Raw genomic sequence first — 23,321 nt, forward strand, 5'->3', positions numbered from 1 at the left:
CCGGGCGGTGTCCCGTGGGCCGTCCCGCTCCTCACACCCAGCCCAGGCGCACGGCCTTCACCGCCAGTTCGAAGCGGCTGGACGCGCCGAGGCGGGTCGTCAGGTCGGCCACCATGCGGCGTTCGGTGCGGACCGAGATGCCGAGGGCACGGGCCACCGTCTCGTCCTTGCAGCCGTCGGCGAGCAACCGCAGTACGGCCCGCTCCTGCGCGGTCGGCCCCACGGACGGCGTGTCCGGCGGCTCCGTCCCGAACGGCTCGGCGTCCTTCCAGTACGCCTCGAACAGGGCGTGCAGGGCGCGTACCACGGGGACGCTCCGCAGCAGCAGCGCGGTCGGCCGGCCGGCCCGGGACTCGCCCGGTATCACCGCGACCTCGTGGTCCACGATCAGCAAGCGCATCGGCAGCGCGGGCGCGAGTCTGATGTCGCCGCCCAGCTCCCGCACCCAGCGCACGTACCGCGTGGTCACCCGGTCGGTGGTGATGCTCTGGAGATAGATCGTACGGAACCGGACACCTCGCACCATGGCCTGCTCGTTCAGCGGTCGGCTCGCCTCCAGGGCCTCGGTCGGCAGGGCGCCGCCCGGCTGGAAGGACAGCACCTCGCGGGTGCACCGGCCGGCCAGCGATTCGAGGCGGGTGCGGATCTCGTCCATCCCGCGCAGCACCTCGACGGCGTCCGCGGGCCGGTCGGCCAACTCGCCGGCCGCCGCGTACTCGGTGGCGAGCAGCCGGAGCGCCGTACGGGTCTGCGCGAGCCGTTCCTGACGCAGCAGCAGTTCCTGCTGTTCGCGCTGGAGCATCAGCTCCAGGCCGAGGTCGGGGCTGACCGCGCGGATCAGGTCGGGCCGGTCCCTGGAGGGGCGCAGCAGGGCCAGCTCGGTCAGCCGGTCGAAAGCGGCCTGCACCCGTTGGCCGCACATGCCGAGGATCCCGGCGAGCGCCGCCCGGTCGCACTCCCGGTGCAGCAGCACCGCCCGGTACACCGCCAGCGCGTCCGCGTCGAGCGCCGTCCCCTCGTCCCCCCAGGTCACGGTGTGGCATCCCCTTCCCCGGAGCCTGCTCCGGGCTCGTGCCCGCGCGGCAGCGCGGGTCGTTCGCGTGACGTCCGCCGCGGTCCTCACCCCGGTACGCGGTACCGGGGTGCGCGGCCGGTGCGCGGGCGGCCCGGCCCTGGCCACACGGACACCTCCGTGACACCGCCCAGGGCTCAACAGTTGGCGAACGCCGACGCGTTGACCAGTCAGGTTTGCGTCATACCGGCCTTCCGCACGTCCTCGCGCCGTGCTCGCCACGGCCGTGCCCCACGGGCCGGTGCCCCGCGTCGGCAGGCCGCCTCGTCCCACGCGGCCTTCGACGCCGCGCCCCGCTGGCAGAAAGCTGCCTGGCAACCGAATGCCGTCCGATCGGCCTTCCGGGGTGCGACGGGCGGTGCTCTGCTTGCCTGCGACGCCGGAAGCCGCTCGGGCCCCGGCACAGCGCCCCGCCCAAGGAGCCCTCATGCGTGCGTCCCGTGCTTCGCTCCGCCTCCGCCGTTCCTGTCGCTGTACCGCGCTCGCCGCCCTGGTGGTACTCGGTGCCGCCGCACTGGTGCCGGGCCTCGGCCGCACCCCGCTCGACGTGTCTTCGCGGTCCGCGGCCGTGGCCACGAGCGCCGTTCCGGCGCAGGAAGAGGACTTCACCTGGCCGACGCCGCCGAATCCCGTGCCCGGCGCGGCGTCCGTCCATGCCTGACGAGCGTCCGCCCGGCGCGACCCGGCTCGCGCTGGTCGTCGACGGCGACACCCCCGTGGGCAGGCTCGTCTGCCGGCGGCTGGCGGCGGCGGGTACCACACTCGCCGTGACCGGGCGATCGGCGCGCCGCTGCGCGCTGCTCTGCCGGCACCTGCACGACCGGTACGGCAACCGGGCCCTGCCCTACCTGGTACTCCCGGACGCCCCCGCCAGTCTGCGGCGTGTGCTGACCGAGGTGACCGGCGAACTCGGCGGCATCGACGCGGTGGTGGACCTCGCGTACGCGCCCGGCCGGGCCCATCCGCTCGGCGCGGCGCTGCGCGCGCTGCCGGCGGACCGCCGCCGCAGGATCGTCCTGGTCGCGCCGCCCGGCGCGGTCACCGCCGGCCCCCAGGACGAACCGCTGCCCGCGGACACCAATGTGGTGACCCCCGGCCCGGGCGCGTCGGCGCGCCGGGTGGCCGCGGCGGTGCTGATGCTGCTGGGCCCGGACGCGGCGGGCCTGCACGGCCAGCGCATCGAGGTGACGGGCTGCGCCGAGCCCGCGCCCGGGTACGGCCACGAGGCCGAGGACCGGGACGGTGACGAGGACGTGTGCGGCGGCGGGGACGACACCCGCTGAAGCGAAGGCCTCTGCCTTCGGGTTCCGCACCGACCGGCCCGGCCCACCGAAGCCCATCCCTCTGGAAGAAGGACCGGAATGGAGTTCTCGGCGTGCTCGCATGCCCTCCCGCACCTGTCCGGCGTCCCGTCCCATCCCGGAGTCCTCGCCTATCGCGGGTTCCGGCTCGCCGCCGCCGAGGCGTGCCGGCGCCTGGAGCCCCCGGCGGACGCCGTGATCCTGATCCTGGTCACCGAGGGCGAACTGCGCATCAGCGAACCGCCGGACCACCAGGCGCCGTTCGTCGTCCGGCGGGCGAGTGTCCGCGGACTGCGCACCAGCGGACTGCACGTCGAGCACCGTACGGCGGTGACGGGCGTGGAGGTGGCCCTGGCGCCGTGGGCCGCCTTCCGGCTGTTCGGCGTACCCCTGCGGCGCCTCTCGCACCGCGTCGTCGAGCTGGACCCGCTGCTGCCGGCCGGTCGCTGTGCCGCCCTGCTGCGCGCACTCGGCGCGGCGGAGGACTGGCCCGAACGGTTCCGTCTGCTCGACACGGAACTCGGCACCCTGCTCGCCCGCGGTCCCGCGCCCGCCGTACCGGTGGCCCGCGCCTGGCGCTCCCTGACCCAGGCCGCGGCGGCCCCGTCCGTCGCCGAGCTGGCCCGTGAAGTGGGTCTGTCCCAAAGCCAGTTGGTGCGGCGCTTCCTGGAACAGGTCGGGGTCACCCCGAAGGTCGCCGCCCGCATCGTGCGGCTGCGCCGGACGCTCGGCCTGATGGCCGGCGGCTGCTCGGCCGCGGACGCGGCGCTGCGGACCGGCTACTGCGACCAGGCCCACTTCAGCCGCGAGTTCAAGGCGATGACCGGTATCTCGCCCCGGGGCTTCCGCCTCCGCGCGCACGCCTCCGGGAGCACCGGCCCGGAGCTAATCCCCGGACGGTCCATGGAAGTCGCCGAATTTCTCCAAGACCGCGCGGCGACACCGCTGCGATAGTCGTTCCACGAGCCGGACACGCGTCAGCAATTCGCGAGGAACCGGTTCCGTAAGACAAGTCCCGTCAAAGAAAAGGAGGATCGTCATGCTCAAGAAGATCGAAGCGCTCGGCAACGGTCTGCTCGGCCTGTTCGTGCCCAGGGTCGAGGCCGCCGCGGGTTCGGCCGCGTGCCAGTCGTGGTCCGCCTGCTGGCAGTGCAACAAGGCGTACGGCGGCGCGTGCGGCTACAACGCCCCCTGCTCCACCTGCAACAACGGCGCCTCGTACAGCTGCTTCTGCTGACGCCCGCTCTTTCGATCCGCTCGATCGTGCGGCCGGCGCGGTGCACCACCGCCGCGCCGGCCGGCACGGAGAGGAACGCACGGTGCATTACGTGGTCCTGGCCGTTCAAAGCCTTGTCGTCGTGGTTTTCCTGGTCTCGTCGGCCGGGAAACTGAAAAGCCGCGACGCCGTCCGGGAATTCACCGCCTCCTTGCGCCGGTTGCGTATCCTTCCGGCGTCGGCGGCAGGGCCGGCCGCCTTTTCCGTCCTGGTCGCCGAGGTGGCCGTCTGGACCCTGCTCGTCATTCCCGCGTCCGTCACCCGTACGGTCGGCTTCGGCGTCGCGGCGGGGCTGCTCACCGTGTTCGCCGTGGGCATCGCCCTGTCCCTGCGGCGCGGCGCGCAGGTGCCCTGCCGCTGTTTCGGCGCCTCCACGACACCGCTCGGCCCCTGGCACGTCGTCCGCAATCTGCTGCTCGCCGGCGCCGCGGCCCTGGCGGCCGTGCTGCCCTCGCAGGGCCCGGTGCGGCCCGGCGGCCTGGTCGTGGCGGTGTGCGCGGGACTGCTGCTCGGCGCGCTGGTCGCGCTCTTCGACGACCTCGTGGCCCTGTTCCGTCCCGTCCCGGCGCCGCCACGCCCGCTTTCCGCCCCCCTGCCCCGCCCCCCGGTCCCCCGCCCCCACCGTCCTCAAGGAGAAGCACGATGGCATTCGTGATCGCGGCCCTGGCTCTCGTCGGGCTGCTCTGTGTGCTCGATCTGACCCTGACCCTCGGTGTGATCAAGCGCCTGCGCGAGCACACCGCGCTCCTCACCGACCTCAACGGCGGACCCGCCTCGATCAAACAGGGCGAGGAGGTCGGCGAGTTCACCGCGGCCACCGTCGACGGTGAGGCCCTGACCCGGGCCGAGCTGTCCGACGAGACCCTGGTCGCCTTCTTCTCGCCGACCTGCGGGCCGTGCCAGGAGAAGATGCCGAAGTTCGTGGAGTACGTGAGCGCGCTGCCCGGCGGCCGGGACCGCGCCGTCGCCGTGGTGGTGGGCAAGCCGGAGGAGAGTGCCGGGTTCGTCGACGCCCTCAGCCCCGTCGCCCGCGTGGTCCGCGAGACCCCGGACGGCGTGCTCGGGGCCGCGTTCAAGGCCCGGGCCTACCCGCTGGTGCTCGCGGTCGGCGCGGACCGCGAGGGACGGGTCGTGGTCCGCCGCGACCAGGTGGCGCTGGACCGGGCCGCGGTCGCCGCATGACCACCGCGACCAGCCCCGTCGGCCGCCGTCTCGCCGTCGCGGCCTCGCTCGCCCGGCGGGCCGCGCCCGGCACGCTCGGCCTGCATCTGGCGCTCACCCTGTTGGCGGCCGGCCTGCCGGTGGCCGCCACCTGGCTGACGAAGCTGCTGCTCGACGGGCTGGTCGGCACGGCCGCCAGGGGACATCTGCCGGCCCTGGGGGCCGCCTTGGCGCTGACCGGAATGGTGGCCGGGGTACAGCCGCAGGTGACGCAGTACCTGCGTGCCGAACTCGACCGGAAGATCGCTCTGCTGGCGCAGGACGAACTGTTCCGGGCGGTGGAGGGCTTCGCGGGCCTGCGCCGGTTCGAGGACCCCGCCTTCCTCGACCGGCTGCGCCTCGCCCAGCGCCCGGGCGGCTCCCCGTACGCGAACCAGGCCCTCGACGGCCTGCTCGGCGCGGTACGCGCCACCGTGACCGTGGTGGGTTTCCTCGGCTCGCTGCTGGTGCTCAGCCCGCCGATGGCGGCCGTGGTCCTGTGCGCCGGGGCGCCGACGCTGCTCGCGCAGGTGCTGCTGTCGCGGCGCCGGGCCCGGATGCTGTGGGACCTCGGGCCGGTGGAACGCCGGGAGATGTTCTACGGCGACCTGCTGTCCACCGTCGAGGCCGCCAAGGAGACCCGGCTCTTCGGCACCGGCCGGTTCTTCCGCGAGCGGATGGCCCGGGAGAAGCGCACGGCCAACGCGGCCAAGCGGGCCGTGGACCGCAGGGAGGTCCGCACCCAGGGCCTGCTCGCGCTGCTCGCCGCGACGGTGTCCGGCGGCGGCCTGCTGTGGGCCGTAGCCGCCGCGCGGACCGGCGCCCTCACGCCCGGGGACGTGACGGTCTTCGTGGCGGCGGTCGCCGGGGTGCAGGGCGCGCTGGCGTCGCTGGCCGCCGAGGCCGCCGCCGCGCACCAGGCGCTGCTGCTGCTCGATCACCATGTCGCGGTCACCTCGGCCGGCCCCGATCTGGTGCGGGCGCGCGGAGCGGTGCCGCCGCTGCGGACGGGCATCGAACTGCGGGACGTGTGGTTCCGCTACTCGCCGGACCACCCCTGGGTGCTGCGCGGGGTGAACCTGCGCATCCCGCACGGCACCGCGCTGGCCCTGGTGGGCCTCAACGGCGCGGGAAAATCCACCCTGGTGAAGCTGCTGTGCCGGTTCTACGACCCGACCAAGGGCGCGGTCCTCTGGGACGGCGTGGACCTGCGCGAGCTGGACGTGGCCCGGCTGCGCGAGCGGATCGGCGCGGTCTTCCAGGACTACATGCACTACGACCTGACGGCGCACGAGAACATCGCCCTCGGCGACCTGGCCGTACTCGACGACGAGGACCGGGTACGGGCCGCCGCGGCCCGCGCCGGAATCCACGACCGTCTCGCCCGGCTGCCCTACGGCTACCGGACGTTGCTGTCGCGCATGTTCTTCATGGACACGGAGAAGGACGACCCGGCCAGCGGCGTGCTGCTGTCCGGCGGCGAGTGGCAGCGGGTGGCGCTCGCCCGCGCGTTCCTGCGGGACTCCCGTGACCTGATGATCCTGGACGAGCCGTCGGCAGGTCTGGACGCCGAGGCCGAGCACGAGATCCACACCTCGCTGCGCCGCGCCCGGCGGGGCCGCACCAGCCTGCTGATCTCGCACCGCCTGGGCGCGGTGCGGGACGCGGACCGGATCGTGGTCCTCGCCCGGGGGCGCGTCGCGGAGCAGGGGACGCACGCCGCGCTGCTCGCCCGGGGCGGCACGTACGCCCGGCTGTTCGGACTGCAGGCCCAGGGCTACCGCGGCGCGTGCGACGACACCGCCGCGCTCACCGGAGGCGGATCGTGAACCGTGCCGTGCTCGCTCTCGCCCTCGGTGGCCTCGCCGTGGCGGCGCTGTCCGCCGCGGCCCGCCGGATGCGCCGGAGCCTGGTGTCCGTGACCGTGCGCGGCCGGAGCATGGAACCGACGTACCGCGACGGCGACCGCGTCCTGGTGCGGCGCGGCGGCCCGCTCGCGCGGGGCCGGGTGGTCGTGGTGGAGCGCCTGCCGTTCGAGGCGCGGCGGCCCGCGCCGCCCGGGCAGCCGGGTCCGGGCCCCACCTGGCTGATCAAGCGGGTGGCGGCGGTGCCGGGCGACCCGGTCCCCCGCGCCCTCGGCCCGGCCCTCGCGGCGGCCCCGCAGGACCTGGTGCCCCCGGGCGGGCTCGTCCTGCTCGGCGACAACCCGGACGTCAGCCAGGACTCGCGCCGCATGGGCTTCTTCCCGGCCGACGCGGTCCTCGGGGTGGTCGTACGGTCGCGTCGAGCGGGCGGCGGCGACCCCGCGAGCCGCGCCCGCGCGACCGGTTTCAGTCCACCAGTCCGAGGCGGACGGCGGCCACTCCCGCCTCGAACCGGCTGGAGGCGCCGAGTTTCTCCATGATCTGGCGCATCAGGCGGCGCAGGGTGCGGTCGGAACAGTCCAGCCGGCGGGCGATGGTGTCGTCCTTGGCGCCGGTGGCCAGCAGCGCCAGCACCTCACGTTCGAGCGCGGACAGCTCCGGCCCGGTGCGACCCGGCCCGGCGGGCGGCCCGGTGTGCGGCCGGGCGAGGTCCCAGGCGTGCAGGAAGACCCGGGCGAAGCACTGCGCCACGGGCCTGCTGTGCAGGATGACGTCCCCGCCCTCGCCCCGGGGACCGGCCCCCACCCCGATGACCACGACCGCGCGGTCCATGATGTTCATGTGCAGCGGCACCGTCGCCGCGACCCGCACCTCGGCCCCGGCGTCGATCAGCGCGTGCAGATAGCGGGCCGGCGCGGCGGAGCGCACCGCCTGCTGAGAGGTCAGCACGCGCATGCGGACGCCGCCGGCCGCCATCTCCAGGTCTCGTACGAGGCTGGCGTCCAGGACGCGCGCACCGGGGAAGGTGTTGCGCATCGCCAGGAACTCCTCCCGGCTGAGGGCGTCCAGTTCCTCCAGCCGCTGCCGGGTGCGCTCGCGGTCGGTGAAGAACTCCGTCTCCACGGTTTCCCGGGCACCGGTGCCGGGCCGCGGGGCCGCCAGCAGGGACAGTACGTCGTCCAGCGCCCGGGCGTCCCGGCCGAGCCCCTCGACCGTCTCCCGCAGCCGGCGCCGTTGCTCGGCGACGACGTGCCGCAGGGCGCGCTCCGGTGGGCTGAGCCGTGTCCCGCTCGGGTCCAAGAGCCGCCGCTCCGCCAGCCACCGCGTCAGTTCGGCGGAGAGGCCCCGCAGTTCCTCCTGTTCGGCGTCGTGCCGCGCACCCGATGTCTCGATCCGCTCCACCATGGCCAGGTAGGCCTCCTTCGCCTCGGAGTCCGTCGGCCGCCGGCCCCGCGAAGGGTTCTCCCGCGCACGCATGCGCGCACGATACGGGCGGCTCGCACCGGAGGCCAGAGCGGTCACCCGGCGACGGCGGCGGCTCACGCCCGGGAACGCACACACGACGGCGGCGGCCCCGGCGGGGAGCGGACGTACGGCGGCGGAGCCGACCGAAAGCGCACATGCCGACGACGGGTCCCTCCGGGAGTGGATACGCCGACGGCGGACCTGGCCGAGCACACACACGCGACGAAAGACCTGCCCAAGAACGCACGCGCCGAAGGCAGGCCCGGACGAGAGCCGGCGCGACGGAGGCGGCCCTGGCCGGGAGCGGACGCGCGGCGGCGGACCTGCCCGGAAGCGCACACGTCGACGACGAGTCCGGCCGGGAGTGGATACGCCGACGACGGACCTGGCCGAGTACACACGCGACCACAGACCTGACCAAGAACGCACGCGCCGAAGGCAGGTTCGGACGAGAGCGGACGCGTCGGCGGCAGGCCCGGCCTGAGAGCGGACACGACGGCGGCGGGCCTGGCCGGGAGCGGACGTGCCGGTTTCGGCCAGGGTGGTCGGCGGGCCGGGGCCGTTAACCTCGTGGCCGCCCGCCCGGTTTCTCGGGGCCCCGGCACGTCCGTCCGGCACCCTCGCCGCGCAGGCGCCTGCCGGAAGGGCGGGCGGGAGCCGTTGATCCGGCCGGTCTCGCACGCCCATGATTGCCGAGAGCTTGGCATGCGCATGCTCATCAGAGTGTCGCGGTGCGGCTCACCCGAGCCCGCCGCACACCCGACGTTTCCTCCACCCCACAAGGAGACATGGTGCTACGACCACGAAGACTGTCCCTGGCGGGCCTGGCACTGGCCACGGCCGCCGCGGGCCTCACCCTGCTGCCCGCGAGCGCCGAGGCGGCCCCCGCAGGCCACCCGGCCACGGCGACCCACTCCCCCGCCCTGACCGCCGCCGCGCCCGACATCGACGTCACCAAGGTGCAGGCACACCTCACCGAGCTGAACGCCATAGCGACCCGCAACGGCGGCAACCGCCGGTCCACCGGCCAGGGTTACCGCGACTCGGTCGCCTACGTGAAGGGCAAGCTCCAGGCGGCCGGTTACACCGTCACCGAGCAGGCCTGCACCTCCGGCTGCACCAGCGGCGCCGGCCCCAACCTGATCGCCGAGTGGCCCCGCGGCGACGCGTCGAAGGTGTACATGTTCGGCTCCCACCTGGACGGTGTCTCCGCCGGGCCCGGCATCAACGACAACGGCTCCGGCAGCGCCACCCTCCTGGAGGTCGCGCTGAAACTGGCCCAGACCGACCCGTCCATGGCGGCGCGCGTCCGCTTCGGCTGGTGGACGGACGAGGAGCAGGGCCTGAACGGATCCGACTTCTACGTCCGTTCGCTGACCTCCGCCCAGCGCTCGGCGATCAAGGCGTACTACAACTTCGACATGGTCGCCTCGCCCAACGGCGGCTACTTCATCAACCACATCACCTCCGCCGCCGCCGCGCCGATGAAGGCGTACTGGGACTCGCTGAACCTCCAGCCCGAGGAGAACACCGAGGGCGCGGGCCGCTCCGACGACTACTCCTTCGAGAACTACGGCATCCCGACCTCCGGTTACGCCATGGGCGCGAGCGCCCGCAAGACCTCGGCGCAGGCGGCCAAGTGGGGCGGCACGGCGGGCGCCGCGTACGACGGCTGCTATCACTCCTCGTGCGACACCACGAGCAACATCAACGCCACCGGGCTGAACCGCAGCGCGGACGGTGTCGCCTACACGCTGTGGAAGCAGGCGGTCTCGGACACCGCCCCGGCGAACGACTTCTCGGTCTCGGTGAATCCGGCCACCGGCAGCACGGACCCGGGCACCTCGCTGACCACCACCGTGTCCACGGCCACCACCGGCGGCTCGGCACAGACGGTGAACCTGTCCGCCTCGGGCGCACCGGCGGGCGTCACGGTCTCCTTCAGCCCGGCCTCGGTGACCTCCGGCGCCTCGTCCACGGCGACGGTCTCCGTCGGCGCCTCCGTGCCGCCGGGCACGTATCCGCTCGCCTTCACCGGCACCGGCACCGCCACGCACAGCGCGTCGTACACGCTGACCGTCAAGGGCGCCGGCGGTTGCACACCGTCCCAGGTGATCTCCAACGGCGGCTTCGAGAACGGTACGACGCCGTGGACGGGTGACACCGGCGCGATCGGCACGTTCAGCGGCCAGTCGGCGCACTCCGGGTCCCGGTACGCCTGGCTTGCGGGGTACGGCTACGCGGCGACCGACAGCGTCGGCCAGACGATGACCGTGCCGGCGGGCTGCGCGAAGGCGACCCTGAAGTACTGGCTGCACATCGACACCGCCGAGTCGGGCACGACGGTGTACGACACCTTCCAGGTCAAGGTGAACGGCACCGCGAAGCAGACGTACTCCAACGCCGACGCGGCCACCGGGTACACCGAACGCGCCTTGGACCTGAGCCAGTACGCCGGCCAGCAGATCACGCTGACGTTCACGGCCACCGAGGACTCCGGCCTCCAGAGCAGCTTCGTCATCGACGACGCCACCCTGACGACCGGCTGACCGCACCGCTCCCCGCACATGCCCGGGGCCGGTTCCGGACACCTCCGGAACCGGCCCCGACCCGCGGAACCGTCACCCCTCTACCACAGCCCGGCCCCACGACGTGTCACTGGAACTGTGCGAAGAACCTCCAGATCTCTGTCTTGGTCCAGGTGGTGACGCCGCTCTCGCCGGAGGAGCCGTCGACCGGTCCGGGGATGTGGTCCCCGTCGAACGCGGCCCACTGGACCGGGTATCCGGCACGGCAGCCCGAGTAGGTGGTGGTGATGTGCGTCCGGCTGCCCGGCGCGGGCTCGCGCGGGCTCTGGGCGGTGCAGCCGTTGTTGCCCACGAACCTGTCGCGCAGGGACCGTCCTTGCGCGATGTTGAGCACGGAGTCGCTGATGCCGTGGATCCCGAAGTAGGCGATGGGCTGGGTGCCGCCGCTGCATCCGCTGATCTCGGCGCCGGACATGACCGCGACGGCCCTGAAGACGGTGGCCCGGCTGCACGCGAGTGCGTAGCTCATGCCGCCGCCCCAGCTGAATCCGGTGGCGAAACGCTGCGCCGGGTTGACGCAGAGGCCGCCCTCGATGTACCGGATCATGTCGTCGACGAAGGTGACGTCCTCACCGCCGGAGTTGGCCCAGCCGTTGCCGAGGCCCTGGGGGGCGACAAGGATCGCGCTGTTGTCCGACTGCTCCTGCTGGCCGTAGTAGGACCACGCGCTTCCGCTCGTGCCGCCCGAGGCGACGTCGCCGGCGGTTCCGCCCCGCCAGTGGAACGCGAAGATCAGCCGGTAGCGGTGGCTGCTGTCGTAGTCGGCGGGAACCCTCAGGATGAAGCTGCGGCTCTTGCCACCGCTCTGGATCGTGTGCGTACCGCTCGCCAGAGCCGGGGCGCTGCCGCATCCGCCGCCGCCACCGGACGACAGTTTGACCATCTGCCACTGCTGGTTGGCGCCGCCCCAGTCGGAGTACTGGACGACGCTGCCGCCGTCGGCGGTGGAGGCGCCCTGCACCTCCACCGCCTTGCCGCTGGAGCGGTTGATCAGCCGGACGTGGCCCGCGTCGGAGTCGGCCAGGCGGAACTGCTGGTTGGCCCCGTTGTGGTCGGCCCACTGCTGGATCGCGGCACCGTCCGCGGCCGAGGCGCCGGCCACGTCGAGGACCTTGCCCGAATGCCGGGCCTTGAGACGGTAGAAGCCGTCACCGGAGTCCACGAACTGCCACTGCTGGTTGGTTCCGTCGTTGCGCGTCCACTGGCTGACGCGCGCGCCGTCGGCGGTGGACGCGCCGGAGACGTCCAGTGCCTTGCCGCTGTTGCGATTGACCAGCACGTACCAGGCGTTGGTGTCCACCGTCGCCGCCTCGGCGGGCGTCGGATGCACCGCGGCGAGCATGCCGACCGCGAGCGCCGTCGCCACCACGGAGGCGACCCGGGACCACCAGCGGTGTTGTCGCGGAGTGGCGGGAGGAGCCGCACCGCAGATCCTCATCGGCTCGCCCTTTCCTTTGTGGCCAGAACCATCAGGTGCGGGTCCAGTGCTGGTTGCTGCCGTTCGCGCAGGAGTAGAGCTGGATCAGGGTGCCGTTGGCGGTGCCGGCTCCGACGGCGTCGAGGCAGAGGCCGGACTGGACGCCGACGATGGACCCGTCGGAGTTGAGGCGCCACTTCTGGTTGTCGCCGCCCCAGCAGCTGTAGATCTGGACCTTGGCGCCGTTGCCGGTGCCGGCGGCGTCCAGGCACTTGTTGCCGTAGACCTTCAGTTCACCGGCGTCGGTGAGCGTCCACTGCTGGTTGGTGGCGCCGTTGCAGTCCCACAGCTGGACCTGGGTGCCGTCGGTGGTGCTGGCGTTGGGCACGTCCAGGCAGCGGCCCGAGCCGACGCCCTTGATCTGCCCGTCGCCACCCGTGGGCGGAGGCGTGGTGGTGGAGCCGCCGTTGAGCGCGTTGAGCACCGCGGTGTAGGCGGCCTTCTTGCTGCCGTCGTTGTTGAACAGCAGCGGCGTGTCCCCCGACCGCCAGGAGTCGCTGTCGCGCACGCCCCAGACGGTGATGCCGAGACAACGCGAGACGGCCAGGCAGTCGTTGGTCACGGCGGCGTAGGTCGAGGACGAGGCGCCCTGGATGTCCAGCTCGGTGATGGCCACGTCGACGCCGAGGGCGGCGAAGCTCTGCAGCGTGGTGCGGAAGTTGCTGTTGTACGGGCTGCCGCTGTTGAAGTGCGACTGGAAGCCGACGCAGTCGATCGGCACGCCGCGCTGCTTGAAGTCCCGGACCATGTTGTAGACGCCCTGCGTCTTGGCCCAGGTCCAGTTCTCGATGTTGTAGTCGTTGTAGCAGAGCTTGGCCGACGGGTCGGCGGCACGCGCGGTGCGGAAGGCGACCTCGATCCAGTCGTTGCCGGTGCGCTGCAGGTTGGAGTCGCGCCGGGCGCCCGAACTGCCGTCGGCGAAGGCCTCGTTCACGACGTCCCACTGGGCGATCTTGCCCTTGTAGTGGCCCATCACGCCGTTGATGTGGTCGATCATCGCCTGGCGCAGTGAGCTGCCGCTGAGGCTCTGCATCCAGCCGGGCTGCTGGGAGTGCCAGGCCAGGGTGTGACCGCGCACCTGCTTGCCGTTCTGCACCGCCCAGTTGTAGACGCGGTCACCGGCGGTGAAGTTGAACTGGCCACGCTGCGGTTCGGTGGCGTCGATCTTCATCTCGTTCTCGGCCGTCACCATGTTGAACTCGCGGCTCGCGATCGAGGTGTACGTCGAGTCGCCCAGCCTGCCCGAGGCGATGGCGGTACCGAAGTAGCGGCCGCTCTGCGCCGCCGCGGCGCCGAGCGTGTTCTCGGCGGCGTGTGCGGTCGGCTGCGCGGACAGTGCGGAGACCGTACCGAGGACGCCGACGGCCAGCGCCCCGAGCAGGTTGCGGATCTTCCGGCGGACGAGGAGTTGTCCGGGAGGGGCATAGGAGCCCATGACTGTGCCTCCAAGGTGGACATAGGGAAGGACTGGAGCACGAGGGAACGCGTCGCCCCGTTCCCACCCGGCGGACGGACGGGAGGGGTCGGGACCGGGGCGGCGTACGTGGTCTGCCGTGCGGGCCGGATCGCACGGAGTGATGCCGTTCGGTATTTCGAACTAGGGCCGGTTTCCCAGACAGGGATGATTGAGGTTTTGACGGTGGACCGTCAACCTCTCCCGCAGGGAAAGTTGTCGGCCGTTCGCTCGGACAGGGATCAGCCGCTGACCGTGATGGTCGAGCTTCCGCTGCTCTGGTAACCCTCGGTGGCCATGATCATGTAGTACTTGAACTGGCCCAGGTTCATGCCCGCGCGCGCCCAGGCGTCGAAGTGGTTGCCGGTGGTGATGGTGCCGGAGCCACTGGTCACCTTCGACTGCCGGACGCTCCAGTACTGGTCGAAGGTGCGGGTGCCCTCGACGGAGGGGGCGTTGTACCGCGTCGTCTTGTAGATGTCGTACGTGCCGCCGTCGCTGTAGACGGTGCCCCGGTACTCGCCGGTCGGCCGGTAGCTGCCCCAGTTGTCGACGATGTAGTACTCCACCAGCGGGTTCGACGTCCAGCCGTAGAGGCAGCCGTAGCCGTTGCCCGACGGGTTGAAGTAGCCGGTGTAGCGGACCGTCCTGCGCCCGCCGGTGTTCCAGCCCTTGCCGGCGACGAAGTTGCCGCAGTTCGTCCACCGCGTGCTGTAACCGCCGCCGCCGTTCAGCGTCATGGAGACGGAGCCGCCGCCGTCGGTCCAGAACGAGTAGTACATGCCGTCGTAGCCGGTCTGACTGGTGGTGATGGTGGTGGCGGCGTGGGCGGTGCCGGGCAGCAGCAGTCCGGTCGCGGTGGCGAGCGCGACGGTTCCGGCACCGCCGAGGAAGCCTCGCCGGCTCAAGCCGCCGAGGGGAGCGGGGTTCTGCTGGGTCTGGTGCTGCTGCGTGCCGTCCTGCTGCATGCGTCCTCCCGATGAAGGCTGGTGGGGGCAGGCGGCTGCTGCCGCCCGCGGCCTGGCACGGAACACGGCGTGGGCCGCGCGCGGCCGTGCCGTTCGGTGGCCACAGTTTTCGGAGAACGCCATGACCCTGTCAACAGTTTCGACATCCTTTCGGAAACACCTCTGTAACCCGAAGGGGACGCGACGAGTACGTCTTGGCTGCTCACGCCACCCTTGACGCGAACCGTCGCGAGAGGGGGAGCGAGACAAGGAGGAAACGCGACGCAAGGCCGTACACGGCTTTCGAAACTTTCGAGCCGTCGCGGAGCGCCGGACACCGGCCAAGGAGCACCGGCCCCCAACCGGCGCTGGATCCAACACGGCGTCGCGGCGGTGAGTTCGGCGTGGCCGGCCGTGGCGGCTGCCACCGGAGGACCGAGAGTTGCCGGTAGCGACGTACTGGCGCACCGACCTGACGTCACGACAGGTGTCGCCGCCGTTCGGGATCTCGAAGTCTGCCGCTGAGGGCGTCAGGGCTGCCGGCCCGGATGACCGGCACCGTCGACCCGGCACGGTTCACCGCGAGCCGTCGGGCCTACCTCACCGCCTTCTTCGATCAGCATCTGCGCGGCCGCCACCAGCCGCTGCTGGACGGCCCCTCTTCGCTCCACCCGGACGTTCGGTTCATCGGCTGAAGCGCGCGGGAACGCCCTTAGGGCCCGCTCATCGTCTGTCCGCACGGTGCGAGGCCGGCTCGGCCGCGGCCTGACGGCGGTCAGCAGCGTGCCGCCCCCATGGCCGGCACCCGCCGGCGCAGCGCTTCGTCTGCCGTGCCACCACCTGTGCGGCAGACGGAAAGGTACCTGGCGCTGTGCGGCCGACGCTCAGGAGGCCGAGTCGGCGCTGGCCTGTTCTGTCTGCCGGGCCAGCAGGCCGGAGGCGGTCACTGCCACCGTACGGCGGACCAGGTCGGTGAAGTCCAGGCGCATGGCCGCCAGTGCGGGGTCGGAGGCGTAGGCCGCCAGCATGGCCTCCGAGGGACGGCTGCACTGCCAGGCCGTCATGGCCATCAGCAGGGTCGACTCCACGAGCGTGGCGGCGCCGTCGGGGCCGAGTTCGGGAAGGTGGCGCAGGACGAACTGGACCAGGGACCGCAGGGACTGCCGGGCTGCCTGCTTGTGGCGGATACCGGCCTCGGTGGAGACGTTCTGTTCCAGGACCGCGCCCTGCGCGCTGAGCAGGTCGCACAGCACCGGTCGTCGCGCCATGGAGGTGGCCAGGAGGTCCGCCAGCCGGTCACCGCGCTCACGTGTGGTGCCCTCGCTTGCCGCGTGCTCGTTCAGCAGCTCGGCGACCCAGGTCCGGGTCTCGGTGTCGAGCAGGTCGAGCAGGACCGCTTCGCGGGACTCGAAGTAGCGCAGCACGTTCGCCTTGGCCAGGCAGACGCGGCGGCTCAGTTTGTTCAGGCTCAGCTCCGCGACCGGCATCTCGGTCAGCATCGCGGCCGCGGTGTCCAGGATGTGGCGTCGTCGCTGGTTGCGCTGTTCGTCGGTGCGGGCACGCTGAAAGGTCACCCGCCCATGTTACGCACCGGCGGTACTTTGATTGGATACCAGTGGTCCGTTACGGTGAGGAGAGACAAGATACCGGTAGTACGTAATGGGGTTCGCCATGTACCAGGTCCCTGACCAGCACGGAAAGCTCGCCGTCGTCACCGGCGCGAACAGCGGCACCGGCAAGGAGGCTGCCAAGCGGCTGGCCGGAGCCGGAGCCCGTGTCGTGCTCGCCGTGCGCACGCCGGCCAAGGGCGAACAGGCGCGGGACGAGATCCTCGCCGCGCACCCCGGCGCCCAGGTCGAGGTCCGCCGCCTGGACCTGGCCGACCTCGCCTCGGTCCGCGGCTTCGCCCACGGTCTGATCGCCGACGGCAGGCCGCTGGACCTGCTGCTGAACAACGCCGGAGTCATGAACGTGCCTCAGCGCACCCAGACCCCGGACGGCTTCGAACTCCAGCTGGGCAGCAACTTCCTCGGTCCGTTCGCCCTCACCGTCCACCTGCTGCCACTGCTGCTGGCTGCCCCCGCCCCACGGGTCGCCACGATGAGCAGCGGCACCGCCCACCGGGCCCGCATCGACTTCGACGACCTGCAGTCCACCCGCGGCTACAGCCCCACCCGGGCCTACGCCCAGTCCAAGCTCGCGGACATGCTGATGATGCTGCACCTCGCCGACCTCGCCGACCAGCACGACTGGCCGCTGCTGTCGGCCGGCGCGCACCCCGGCTACACCCGCACCAATCTGACGACGTCCGGCCCGACCCTGAACGGCGGCCGGCCCGGCAGGCTCGAATCACTGCTGTACAAGATCGTGCCGTCCCAGGGGCCGGAACAGGGCACCGAACCCCTGCTGTACGCGGCCACCAGCCCCGACGCCACACCCGGCGGCTACTACGGACCGCGCTGGGCGTTGGTCGGCCCGGCCAAGCCCACCCCTCTGCCGCGCAGCGCGCGGGACAAGACCGTCGCGGCACGCCTGTGGACCGAGGCCGAACGCCTCACCGGCGTCTCCATGCCGACAGGCGAGGAACTCCGTGGCTGACGGCTGTCCTCGGGGTGGCGGCGTCATTGTCGCCAGCACTCGTCGTCACCGGCCAATGCGCCGTGCGGCCGAGGTTTCGCTGCCAGTCGGGGTACCGGCCGCCGAGGTCAGACCAAGATGAGGGCGAAGACACCCTCGGGTCCCACTCCGAGTTCCCTGGTGGGTGATGCCGAAGCGGTCCTGCCCGGCCCCCAGGCGGGGACGAGACGGGCCGACGCGGCCTGCGCGGCGGCCGGCGCCCGGGCCACCGCCACCGCCGGTCGCGCCACCCGGGATGAGGCCCGGCACGTCCTGCGCGAGGCGTGGCGGCTCGGCGTAACACCAGGTGCAGCTCGACGTACCGTCCGCTTCCGGCCTGCTGCTCACCCACGGCACCCCGCGCGCCGGGTGGGAGTCCGAGCTGCTGCGGGCCCTGGACCGCGCCGCCCGCCGCGCTCCACTGCGGCCCGGTTCAACGCGCTCACCCCGCCGCCCCGACGTCTTCGCCCTGGCCGCCTCGCTCGACGCCAGCGCGCTGATCGACAAACCGCCGGCCCAGGGACTGCTCACAGGCAAGTACGCCCCGGACCGCCCGCCCACCTTCGCGCCCGGCGACCACCGGCTGCGCAAAGCCCCGGTTCGCCCCCGGCGCGCTGAAGATCACCCAAGACGGCCTGGCGCCGCTGCGGCAGCGCTTCGCCGACAGCACGGCCGTCCTTGTCGGCTCCACCCGGCCCGAGCAGATCACCGAGAACCTGGCCTCCGCCGTCTCCCCGCTCACCGGCGAGGAACCCGCCTTCGTACGCACCACCCTCGGCCGGCTCCAGCAGACCCTGGACGCGCACAGCGAAGTGCTCCTCCACGAGAAGGGAGCCGGCCGGTGAACCCTTCCGCCGAACATCTGTCCCTGCTCAGCCCCGACACCCCCGCCCATCAGGCCGCTGACGACGCCGAGCGGCCTGATGCTGTCCAACGCCCAGCACGCCTGCCCCGACCGCTCGCGCCGCCAAGCCGCGTGGATCGCCGGCCATCAGGACGCGAGCCACAGGACCCCGACTATCGCGCGGTCATCGCCTGCCGCACCGCCGACGCCCACCCGGTGCACAGCCCGGTCACCGCGGCGGGCCCAAGACGCACCGCAACGTCGCCAAGCGCGCCTTCCCGTGGGAGTACGCCTTCTTGATGCCTGAACGTCGGCGTTTCGGCCAATCCCCCCATGCCGTGGGCTCGTGCGCGGCAAGGGTCGGTGCACTGCGCATCTTCGGACAACCGCTCTATTCCAGCGTGAGCAACGCGTCCGAAAGAGCGCGTGTTCGAAATCGCGGCGGCGTCGTTGAACAGGCCGACACCATCACCACGCCTTGAGGGGGAACACATTGACGCGAGTCGAACCGGGCGGCGGCGATGACACCGCCAACCCGCCGAAGGCCGCGGCACAGGCCGGTATCTCGAATGCCGAGCGCGAGTTGTACGGGGGCCGGCTGCGCTATGACCAGTCCTATGTCCGGCACGCGGGGCCGCTGACGCGGCTGGGTTTCGGGCACATGGCGGCCGCGCTGCCCCGCATGGTGGGCACGGTGCTGCGTACCGGCTGGGAGACGGACCGGCGGGCTCTGGCCGGGGTTGTGGTCGCCCAGCTCGGGCAGGGTGTGACGGCCGGGTGGGGGCTGGTGGCGGTGAACAGCGTCCTCACGCGGCTGTTCGCCGACGGGCCGACCGCGGACAAGCTCCGCGACGCGCTGCCGTCATTGGCGGTGCTCGCCATCGCGGCGGTGGCGACCGCGGTGCTGTTGGCGTGGTCGACGGCCATGTCGGGCCGGCTGGAGCCGCAGGTGGAGCGTGCGGTGTCCGCCCGGTATTACGCGGCTGTCACCCACGTCGAGGTGGAGGCCACCGAGCGGCCGGAGGTCCAGCGGGTCCTGGAGGCGGGGAAGTTCGGCACGGACTCGGCCCGCAGCATGCTCCGGTTGTCGGTCGGCGTGGGCAGTGTGGTGATCGGCATGGCGGCGGCCGCCATCGTGCTGGCGTCGCTGCACTGGGCGCTGCTGCCGATGCTGCTGGCCATCGCCCTGCCCAAGGGATGGGGAGCGGTCCGCTCCGCGCGCCGTGACTACATCTCCCGCCTGAACTGGGTCGACCACCGCAGGGCGATCGCCTCCCTGCTGGCCTACCTGACCCGCCCGCACGCCGCCGGCGAGATCCGCGTACACGCCGCCGGCACGAAGCTGCTGTCCAGCTACGAGGAGATGTCCCGGCAGACCGAGGCGGAGCAGCGGCGCCTGGCCCGCGCCCAGGCGTCCACGGACCTGATCGCCGGCGCGATCGCGGGTGTGGCTTCGCTGGCCTGCTACGGGGTGCTGTGGTGGCTGCTGTCGACCGGTGGTCTGCCGCTCGCTGTCGGCGGCACGGCGGTGATCGCCATCCGCACCTCCACCGCACAGCTCACGTCACTGGTGCAGCAGGTCAACCGGCTGTACGAGGAGCTGTTGTTCCTCACCGACACCGAAGACGCCATCAAGGTGGCGGGCGAGAACGCCATCCCGTCCTCCGGTACCCCGCTGCCCGCGCGAGTGCGGGAGGTGCGGACGGAGGAGGTGTCGTTCACCTACCCGGGAGCCGCCGGCCCTTCCCTGAGGGGCGTGAGCGTGCGGGTGCCCCGGGGGAAGGTGACGGCACTGGTCGGCGCGAACGGCTCGGGCAAGACCACCTTGACGAAGGTGCTGGCCGGAATGCTGCTGCCGACCGAAGGGAGCGTGTGGTGGGCAGGCGAGTCCGGTGAGCGGGTCGAGCTCCGCGAGGCCGACCGTGCCCAGGTCTTCGGCGTCGTCGGGCTGCTGGCGCAGGACTTCCCGCGCTGGGAGATGACCGCGGCCGCGAACGTGGCCATCGGGATCGGCGACCGCCCCCGGGACATGGACCGCGTCCGCGAGGCCGCCCGGGACGCCGATGTCCTGGACCTGGTCGAAGGCCTGCCGCACGGCTGGGACTCGATCGTGTTCAAGGGCTACGAGCGCGGCGTCCAGCTCTCAGGCGGGCAGTGGCAGAAGCTGGGAACCGCTCGGACCCGGTACAGGCAGGCGCCGTTCCTGCTCGTCGACGAGCCCACCAGCGCCCTTGATCCGCACGCGGAGATCGCCGCGTTCCAGGGACTGTGGTCGCTGGCTCAGGAGGGGCACGCGGTCGTGCTCGTCACCCACCGGCTGGCCGCGACCATGAAAGCCGACCACATCTACGTCCTCGACCAGGGACGGGTCGTCGAAGACGGCACCCACGAGGAGCTCATGGCCAACAACAGCGGCCTGTACCAGGGCATGTTCACCGCCCAGGCCGCCCAGTACGGACGCGCGCCCACAGCCGGCACGCTTCCCGGCCCCCGCGGCACCCGGCCGTCCGACCACGAGACGGCGAGCTGACCCCGCAGCCGACCCGCGCAACGCCCGCCCCCCGCGTCGAAGGCGAGACGTCGCTCATGCCCCCAGCTCCTGTGAAATCCGTAAGACCGTCGAGGCGTACCTCGGCCGCCACCCTGACGAACGTGACACCTTGGCCGGGCTACTCGCCGCGCTGAAAGAGCCCGCCGACGTGACCGCCCGGACGGCGCTGCCCGCTCACGTCACCTGCAGCGCCGTCGTCATCGACCGCCGGCGCCGAATCCTGTGCATCCGCCACCGGGCCACCGACGGGCTCATGCTCTCCCCCCCCGGCGGCCACATCGAGTCCGAGGACCGCACGCTCCTCGCCGCGACGCTGCGCGAGGTGGCGGAGGAGACCGGGATCACGGCCGGGGCCCTGTGCCTGACCGGGCAGATGCCCGGCTCTCCCATCGACATCGACGTCCGCCACATCGACGCCAACCCGTTCAAGGGTGAACCGGCCCACCGGCACGTTGACTTCCGCTACGTGTTCTACCTCGCTGGCCTCACCGAACCTGCGCGCGAAGCTCCTCCATCGCGCGACTGGACGGACAGCCCGAGCCGGTGAACGCGCCCGCGCTCATCCACGACGGGCCGGCCGCTACCTGCTTCATCTCCGTGACCACAAGCCATCTGGCAGTCAGGGGCGTTCGCCCTGCTCGGCGGCGGCCGCACACACGACGACCCGAGCCTGGAGGGCACCCTGCTGCGTGAGCTGTCCGAGGAGGTCCCCGGCCTCCGACTGGAGAACCTGGCGCCGTACGCCGTGGAGGAAGCCACCAGCGTCGACGGCCTCAGCGTTCCGGTCCAGGTCTTCGCCGGCCGCTGGCGCGGCAACCCCGACCGGCTCCGGCTGCACGAGGGAGCGCTCCTGCGGTGGTTCACTCCCGACGAGTTGGACCGGCTGCGCCTGCACCCCGCGACCCGAGACCTCATCCGGCGGCACGCGGCCAACAACCTCGGTTTCGACGGTGGCCTTGGGGTGCCGTGTGCGGAGACGCTGTCGGAGGGCGGCCGGGTCGTGGCGCACTCGAACAACGGCGGCAAGCCCATCTCTCTCTTTCACTGGTTTGAGGACGGTGAGGTCGTCGACGGGAAGGCGGCGGTCCTCGCTCTGGCCGAGAGACTCACCGGCATACGCGTCACCGAATTCCTCCTTGAGGACGCCACGTACGAATCGGAACAGCCTGCCGAGGAGTGGACCAGCCTGGTCATCGACATCACCGATGCCCACGGAAAGCGTCTGTACAAGGAATGGACCTACGAGGAGATTGCGGCGGCTTCCGACCGCGCACGGGCGGAGGCGAACGCGCCCGTCGTGATCACCCACAACGAGCCTCTCGCCCAAGATCGTTCGGAGCACGAGACGGGTGAGCAGCGGACGGACGCGTGGCGGATGCCCCGGGGCACCCGCCGCCCTCTCCGAGGGAACATTGCCGCCGGCCCGCACCAGCCACGGGGCGCTGAGCCCGGAGCGCGCCAGGGCGACGGTGGACGGTGTGCCGGGGGCTGCTTGGGGTACGCCCGACGGGCGCGACCACAGGCTGCTGTGGGCCATGTGGTCTCCCGAGGCGGTGATGGTGGTGGCGCGGCTGGGGTCGTGATCAGGGATTGACACGATCGGCTGGCGCAAATCTCGGTTGTCGTGCCGCGGAGGGCGGCTGTGGCGGATGCCGCGCCTGGGACTGGGCGTGCCCTGAGCCCTGGCCTCCGTCTTCGCCGACCTGCCGGCCGTCTTCTTTGCCCGGCTCTGCCTGGCCTTGCCGGACCCAGACATCACAGACCGGGAGGCCGTAAACCCAGAGGGAGAAGCGGACGCCTTCTCTTCAGCAACCGCTCGGTGTCGCTGCCTCACTGCCTGGAGGACCGGCGCGCCCCTGTTGCGGTCGAGCTGGCCTCCACCGCGCCCAGTCCATGTTCCAGCCGGTGAGGCCGTTGTCCGGCGAAACCGTCTTGTCACCGGTGTGCTGAACGACCACGACGTCACCGATCAGCGGAGTGGTTGCAGAAACAGGCTGTCGGCGTGGTCGGGCCGCGTCGTTCGCGTGCGTTCCCCGGGGTCTGCCCAGCCGTGGACCGAACAGGAAATCCGGTGGTAGGCATTCGGGCCGTGCGGGATGGTGGCAGAGTGATTGAGCAAGACGCCGCGGTTCAGATCGTTGAGGAAGAACTGGAACGGGACTACCAGCGGGAGCTGTCGGTTGGGATAGTCCCGATGCGCATGGCTGTAGCGCATGTAGAACAGCACGAGCTGGTATGGATCGTCTCCTGGACGTCTGAGGAGTATCTGCGCACGCGGAACCCGGACTTCCTACTGGCCGGGAATGGGCCCTACCTGGTTGACCGCGTCGACGGAAGCCTGCATCAGATCAGTGTCGTCTCCGCAGTAACCGGTGCGTGGGAGGCGGACTACCGCGCCCGTATTCGCAGGCAGGTCACGCGGACCGCAGTGGACGATCTACACGACGAGGTCCGGGCGGTGGCAGACGCTCGCGGGAGGGTGCACGCCATGCACGCCCTGCGCCAGAGAGTGCCCGTGCTCTCCCACGCTCAGACCATCGAGTACGTGACGGCCTTGCAACGCGGCGATCCTCCGGCGCACCTTGTAGCGGTCGCCTGCGGAGAGCTGGTTCCGGAACCAGTTTTGTCCGTAGTCACCATCCGCCAAGCCGAGCAACGTTGAGGTGC

The 23,321-nt window shown here is 71.9% G+C and carries 20 protein-coding genes and 2 pseudogenes; 15 read left to right on the forward strand and 7 right to left on the reverse strand.

The window, feature by feature from the left end; translation table 11 throughout:
• Window positions 1-31 precede the first annotated feature (31 nt).
• The gene (locus tag SCK26_RS06170) at window positions 32-1,033 is read right to left on the reverse strand and encodes a helix-turn-helix transcriptional regulator (RefSeq protein ID WP_318200240.1); all 1,002 of its coding nucleotides are present in this window, start codon (window positions 1,031-1,033) and stop codon (window positions 32-34) included.
• Between the two features lie 692 nt (window positions 1,034-1,725).
• Here SCK26_RS06170 and SCK26_RS06175 point away from each other — a divergent pair.
• From SCK26_RS06175 to SCK26_RS06205, 7 genes are all read left to right on the forward strand, one after another.
• Window positions 1,726-2,355, forward strand: coding sequence for a hypothetical protein (locus tag SCK26_RS06175; RefSeq protein ID WP_318200241.1), 630 nt, complete (start codon window positions 1,726-1,728; stop codon window positions 2,353-2,355).
• 78 nt (window positions 2,356-2,433) lie between these two features.
• Window positions 2,434-3,327 (forward strand): AraC family transcriptional regulator, encoded by an 894-nt coding sequence (locus tag SCK26_RS06180; RefSeq protein WP_318200242.1) that lies wholly within the window; start codon window positions 2,434-2,436, stop codon window positions 3,325-3,327.
• 85 nt (window positions 3,328-3,412) lie between these two features.
• Window positions 3,413-3,610, forward strand: coding sequence for a hypothetical protein (locus tag SCK26_RS06185; RefSeq protein ID WP_318200243.1), 198 nt, complete (start codon window positions 3,413-3,415; stop codon window positions 3,608-3,610).
• A 91-nt stretch (window positions 3,611-3,701) separates the two neighbouring features.
• Window positions 3,702-4,304 (forward strand): MauE/DoxX family redox-associated membrane protein, encoded by a 603-nt coding sequence (locus SCK26_RS06190; protein WP_318205930.1) that lies wholly within the window; start codon window positions 3,702-3,704, stop codon window positions 4,302-4,304.
• On the forward strand, window positions 4,292-4,831 hold the full coding sequence (locus SCK26_RS06195; RefSeq protein WP_318200244.1) for a TlpA disulfide reductase family protein: 540 nt from the start codon (window positions 4,292-4,294) through the stop codon (window positions 4,829-4,831). The genes SCK26_RS06190 and SCK26_RS06195 overlap by 13 nt, the downstream gene beginning before the upstream one ends.
• The gene (locus SCK26_RS06200) at window positions 4,828-6,678 is read left to right on the forward strand and encodes an ABC transporter ATP-binding protein (protein WP_318200245.1); all 1,851 of its coding nucleotides are present in this window, start codon (window positions 4,828-4,830) and stop codon (window positions 6,676-6,678) included. The genes SCK26_RS06195 and SCK26_RS06200 overlap by 4 nt, the downstream gene beginning before the upstream one ends.
• Window positions 6,675-7,253 (forward strand): S26 family signal peptidase, encoded by a 579-nt coding sequence (locus SCK26_RS06205; RefSeq protein WP_318200246.1) that lies wholly within the window; start codon window positions 6,675-6,677, stop codon window positions 7,251-7,253. The genes SCK26_RS06200 and SCK26_RS06205 overlap by 4 nt, the downstream gene beginning before the upstream one ends.
• Here SCK26_RS06205 and SCK26_RS06210 read toward each other — a convergent pair.
• On the reverse strand, window positions 7,180-8,190 hold the full coding sequence (locus SCK26_RS06210; RefSeq protein WP_318200247.1) for a helix-turn-helix transcriptional regulator: 1,011 nt from the start codon (window positions 8,188-8,190) through the stop codon (window positions 7,180-7,182). The genes SCK26_RS06205 and SCK26_RS06210 overlap by 74 nt on opposite strands.
• 779 nt (window positions 8,191-8,969) lie before the next feature.
• Between SCK26_RS06210 and SCK26_RS06215 the strand changes: the two genes are divergently transcribed.
• Entirely contained in the window at window positions 8,970-10,727 is a 1,758-nt protein-coding gene (locus SCK26_RS06215; protein ID WP_412080837.1) for a M28 family peptidase, read from the forward strand.
• A 106-nt stretch (window positions 10,728-10,833) separates the two neighbouring features.
• Here the strand turns inward: SCK26_RS06215 and SCK26_RS06220 are convergent, their stop codons facing one another.
• The 3 genes from SCK26_RS06220 to SCK26_RS06230 form a co-directional block, all read right to left on the reverse strand.
• Complete coding sequence (locus SCK26_RS06220; RefSeq protein ID WP_412080713.1) at window positions 10,834-12,204, reverse strand: RICIN domain-containing protein; 1,371 nt, start codon at window positions 12,202-12,204, stop codon at window positions 10,834-10,836.
• Between the two features lie 31 nt (window positions 12,205-12,235).
• On the reverse strand, window positions 12,236-13,678 hold the full coding sequence (locus tag SCK26_RS06225; protein ID WP_318200249.1) for an endo-1,4-beta-xylanase: 1,443 nt from the start codon (window positions 13,676-13,678) through the stop codon (window positions 12,236-12,238).
• A 260-nt stretch (window positions 13,679-13,938) separates the two neighbouring features.
• Window positions 13,939-14,664 (reverse strand): glycoside hydrolase family 11 protein, encoded by a 726-nt coding sequence (locus SCK26_RS06230; RefSeq protein ID WP_318200250.1) that lies wholly within the window; start codon window positions 14,662-14,664, stop codon window positions 13,939-13,941.
• Between the two features lie 379 nt (window positions 14,665-15,043).
• Here SCK26_RS06230 and SCK26_RS06235 point away from each other — a divergent pair.
• Both SCK26_RS06235 and SCK26_RS06240 read left to right on the forward strand, forming a co-directional pair.
• Window positions 15,044-15,175 (forward strand): annotated as a pseudogene (locus tag SCK26_RS06235) (transposase family protein); the annotation flags it as partial.
• A gap of 16 nt (window positions 15,176-15,191) precedes the next feature.
• On the forward strand, window positions 15,192-15,338 hold the full coding sequence (locus SCK26_RS06240) for a hypothetical protein (protein WP_318200251.1): 147 nt from the start codon (window positions 15,192-15,194) through the stop codon (window positions 15,336-15,338).
• A 189-nt stretch (window positions 15,339-15,527) separates the two neighbouring features.
• Here SCK26_RS06240 and SCK26_RS06245 read toward each other — a convergent pair whose 3' ends face one another.
• Window positions 15,528-16,217, reverse strand: coding sequence for a TetR/AcrR family transcriptional regulator (locus SCK26_RS06245; protein WP_318200252.1), 690 nt, complete (start codon window positions 16,215-16,217; stop codon window positions 15,528-15,530).
• 97 nt (window positions 16,218-16,314) lie between these two features.
• Between SCK26_RS06245 and SCK26_RS06250 the strand changes: the two genes are divergently transcribed.
• The 4 genes from SCK26_RS06250 (at window position 16,315) to SCK26_RS37930 (ending at window position 22,248) form a co-directional block, all read left to right on the forward strand.
• Window positions 16,315-17,241 (forward strand): SDR family oxidoreductase, encoded by a 927-nt coding sequence (locus SCK26_RS06250; RefSeq protein ID WP_318200253.1) that lies wholly within the window; start codon window positions 16,315-16,317, stop codon window positions 17,239-17,241.
• A gap of 1,355 nt (window positions 17,242-18,596) precedes the next feature.
• Window positions 18,597-20,633: an ABC transporter ATP-binding protein gene (locus tag SCK26_RS06255; protein WP_318200254.1), complete on the forward strand. Its 2,037-nt coding sequence runs from the start codon at window positions 18,597-18,599 to the stop codon at window positions 20,631-20,633.
• 130 nt (window positions 20,634-20,763) lie between these two features.
• Entirely contained in the window at window positions 20,764-21,201 is a 438-nt protein-coding gene (locus tag SCK26_RS06260) for an NUDIX hydrolase (RefSeq protein WP_318200255.1), read from the forward strand.
• 87 nt (window positions 21,202-21,288) lie between these two features.
• Complete coding sequence (locus SCK26_RS37930) at window positions 21,289-22,248, forward strand: DUF6461 domain-containing protein (RefSeq protein ID WP_412080838.1); 960 nt, start codon at window positions 21,289-21,291, stop codon at window positions 22,246-22,248.
• 211 nt (window positions 22,249-22,459) lie between these two features.
• On the opposite strand, the pseudogene SCK26_RS37935 reads toward SCK26_RS37930, so the two are convergent.
• Window positions 22,460-22,664: pseudogene (locus SCK26_RS37935) on the reverse strand (hypothetical protein); the annotation flags it as partial.
• Window positions 22,665-22,761: 97 nt separating this feature from the next.
• Between SCK26_RS37935 and SCK26_RS06275 the strand changes: the two are divergent.
• Window positions 22,762-23,316 carry a YrhB domain-containing protein gene (locus SCK26_RS06275; protein ID WP_318200256.1) on the forward strand — a complete coding sequence of 185 codons (555 nt, stop codon included), beginning with the start codon at window positions 22,762-22,764 and terminating at the stop codon, window positions 23,314-23,316.
• Window positions 23,317-23,321 lie beyond the last annotated feature (5 nt).

It is taken from the genome of Streptomyces sp. SCL15-4 (assembly GCF_033366695.1).
GTDB lineage: Bacteria > Actinomycetota > Actinomycetes > Streptomycetales > Streptomycetaceae > Streptomyces.

What these genes read in the sequence shown, in the direction of transcription:
- SCK26_RS06175 (WP_318200241.1), top strand. Translation starts at nt 1,726, where the DNA reads ATGCCTGACGAGCGTCCGCCCGGCGCGACCCGGCTCGCGCTGGTCGTC.
- SCK26_RS06180 (WP_318200242.1), top strand. Translation starts at nt 2,434, where the DNA reads ATGGAGTTCTCGGCGTGCTCGCATGCCCTCCCGCACCTGTCCGGCGTC.
- SCK26_RS06185 (WP_318200243.1), top strand. Translation starts at nt 3,413, where the DNA reads ATGCTCAAGAAGATCGAAGCGCTCGGCAACGGTCTGCTCGGCCTGTTC.
- SCK26_RS06195 (WP_318200244.1), top strand. Translation starts at nt 4,292, where the DNA reads ATGGCATTCGTGATCGCGGCCCTGGCTCTCGTCGGGCTGCTCTGTGTG.
- SCK26_RS06200 (WP_318200245.1), top strand. Translation starts at nt 4,828, where the DNA reads ATGACCACCGCGACCAGCCCCGTCGGCCGCCGTCTCGCCGTCGCGGCC.
- SCK26_RS06210 (WP_318200247.1), bottom strand. Translation starts at nt 8,190, where the DNA reads ATGCGTGCGCGGGAGAACCCTTCGCGGGGCCGGCGGCCGACGGACTCC.
- SCK26_RS06220 (WP_412080713.1), bottom strand. Translation starts at nt 12,204, where the DNA reads ATGAGGATCTGCGGTGCGGCTCCTCCCGCCACTCCGCGACAACACCGC.
- SCK26_RS06225 (WP_318200249.1), bottom strand. Translation starts at nt 13,678, where the DNA reads ATGGGCTCCTATGCCCCTCCCGGACAACTCCTCGTCCGCCGGAAGATC.
- SCK26_RS06230 (WP_318200250.1), bottom strand. Translation starts at nt 14,664, where the DNA reads ATGCAGCAGGACGGCACGCAGCAGCACCAGACCCAGCAGAACCCCGCT.
- SCK26_RS06240 (WP_318200251.1), top strand. Translation starts at nt 15,192, where the DNA reads ATGACCGGCACCGTCGACCCGGCACGGTTCACCGCGAGCCGTCGGGCC.
- SCK26_RS06250 (WP_318200253.1), top strand. Translation starts at nt 16,315, where the DNA reads ATGTACCAGGTCCCTGACCAGCACGGAAAGCTCGCCGTCGTCACCGGC.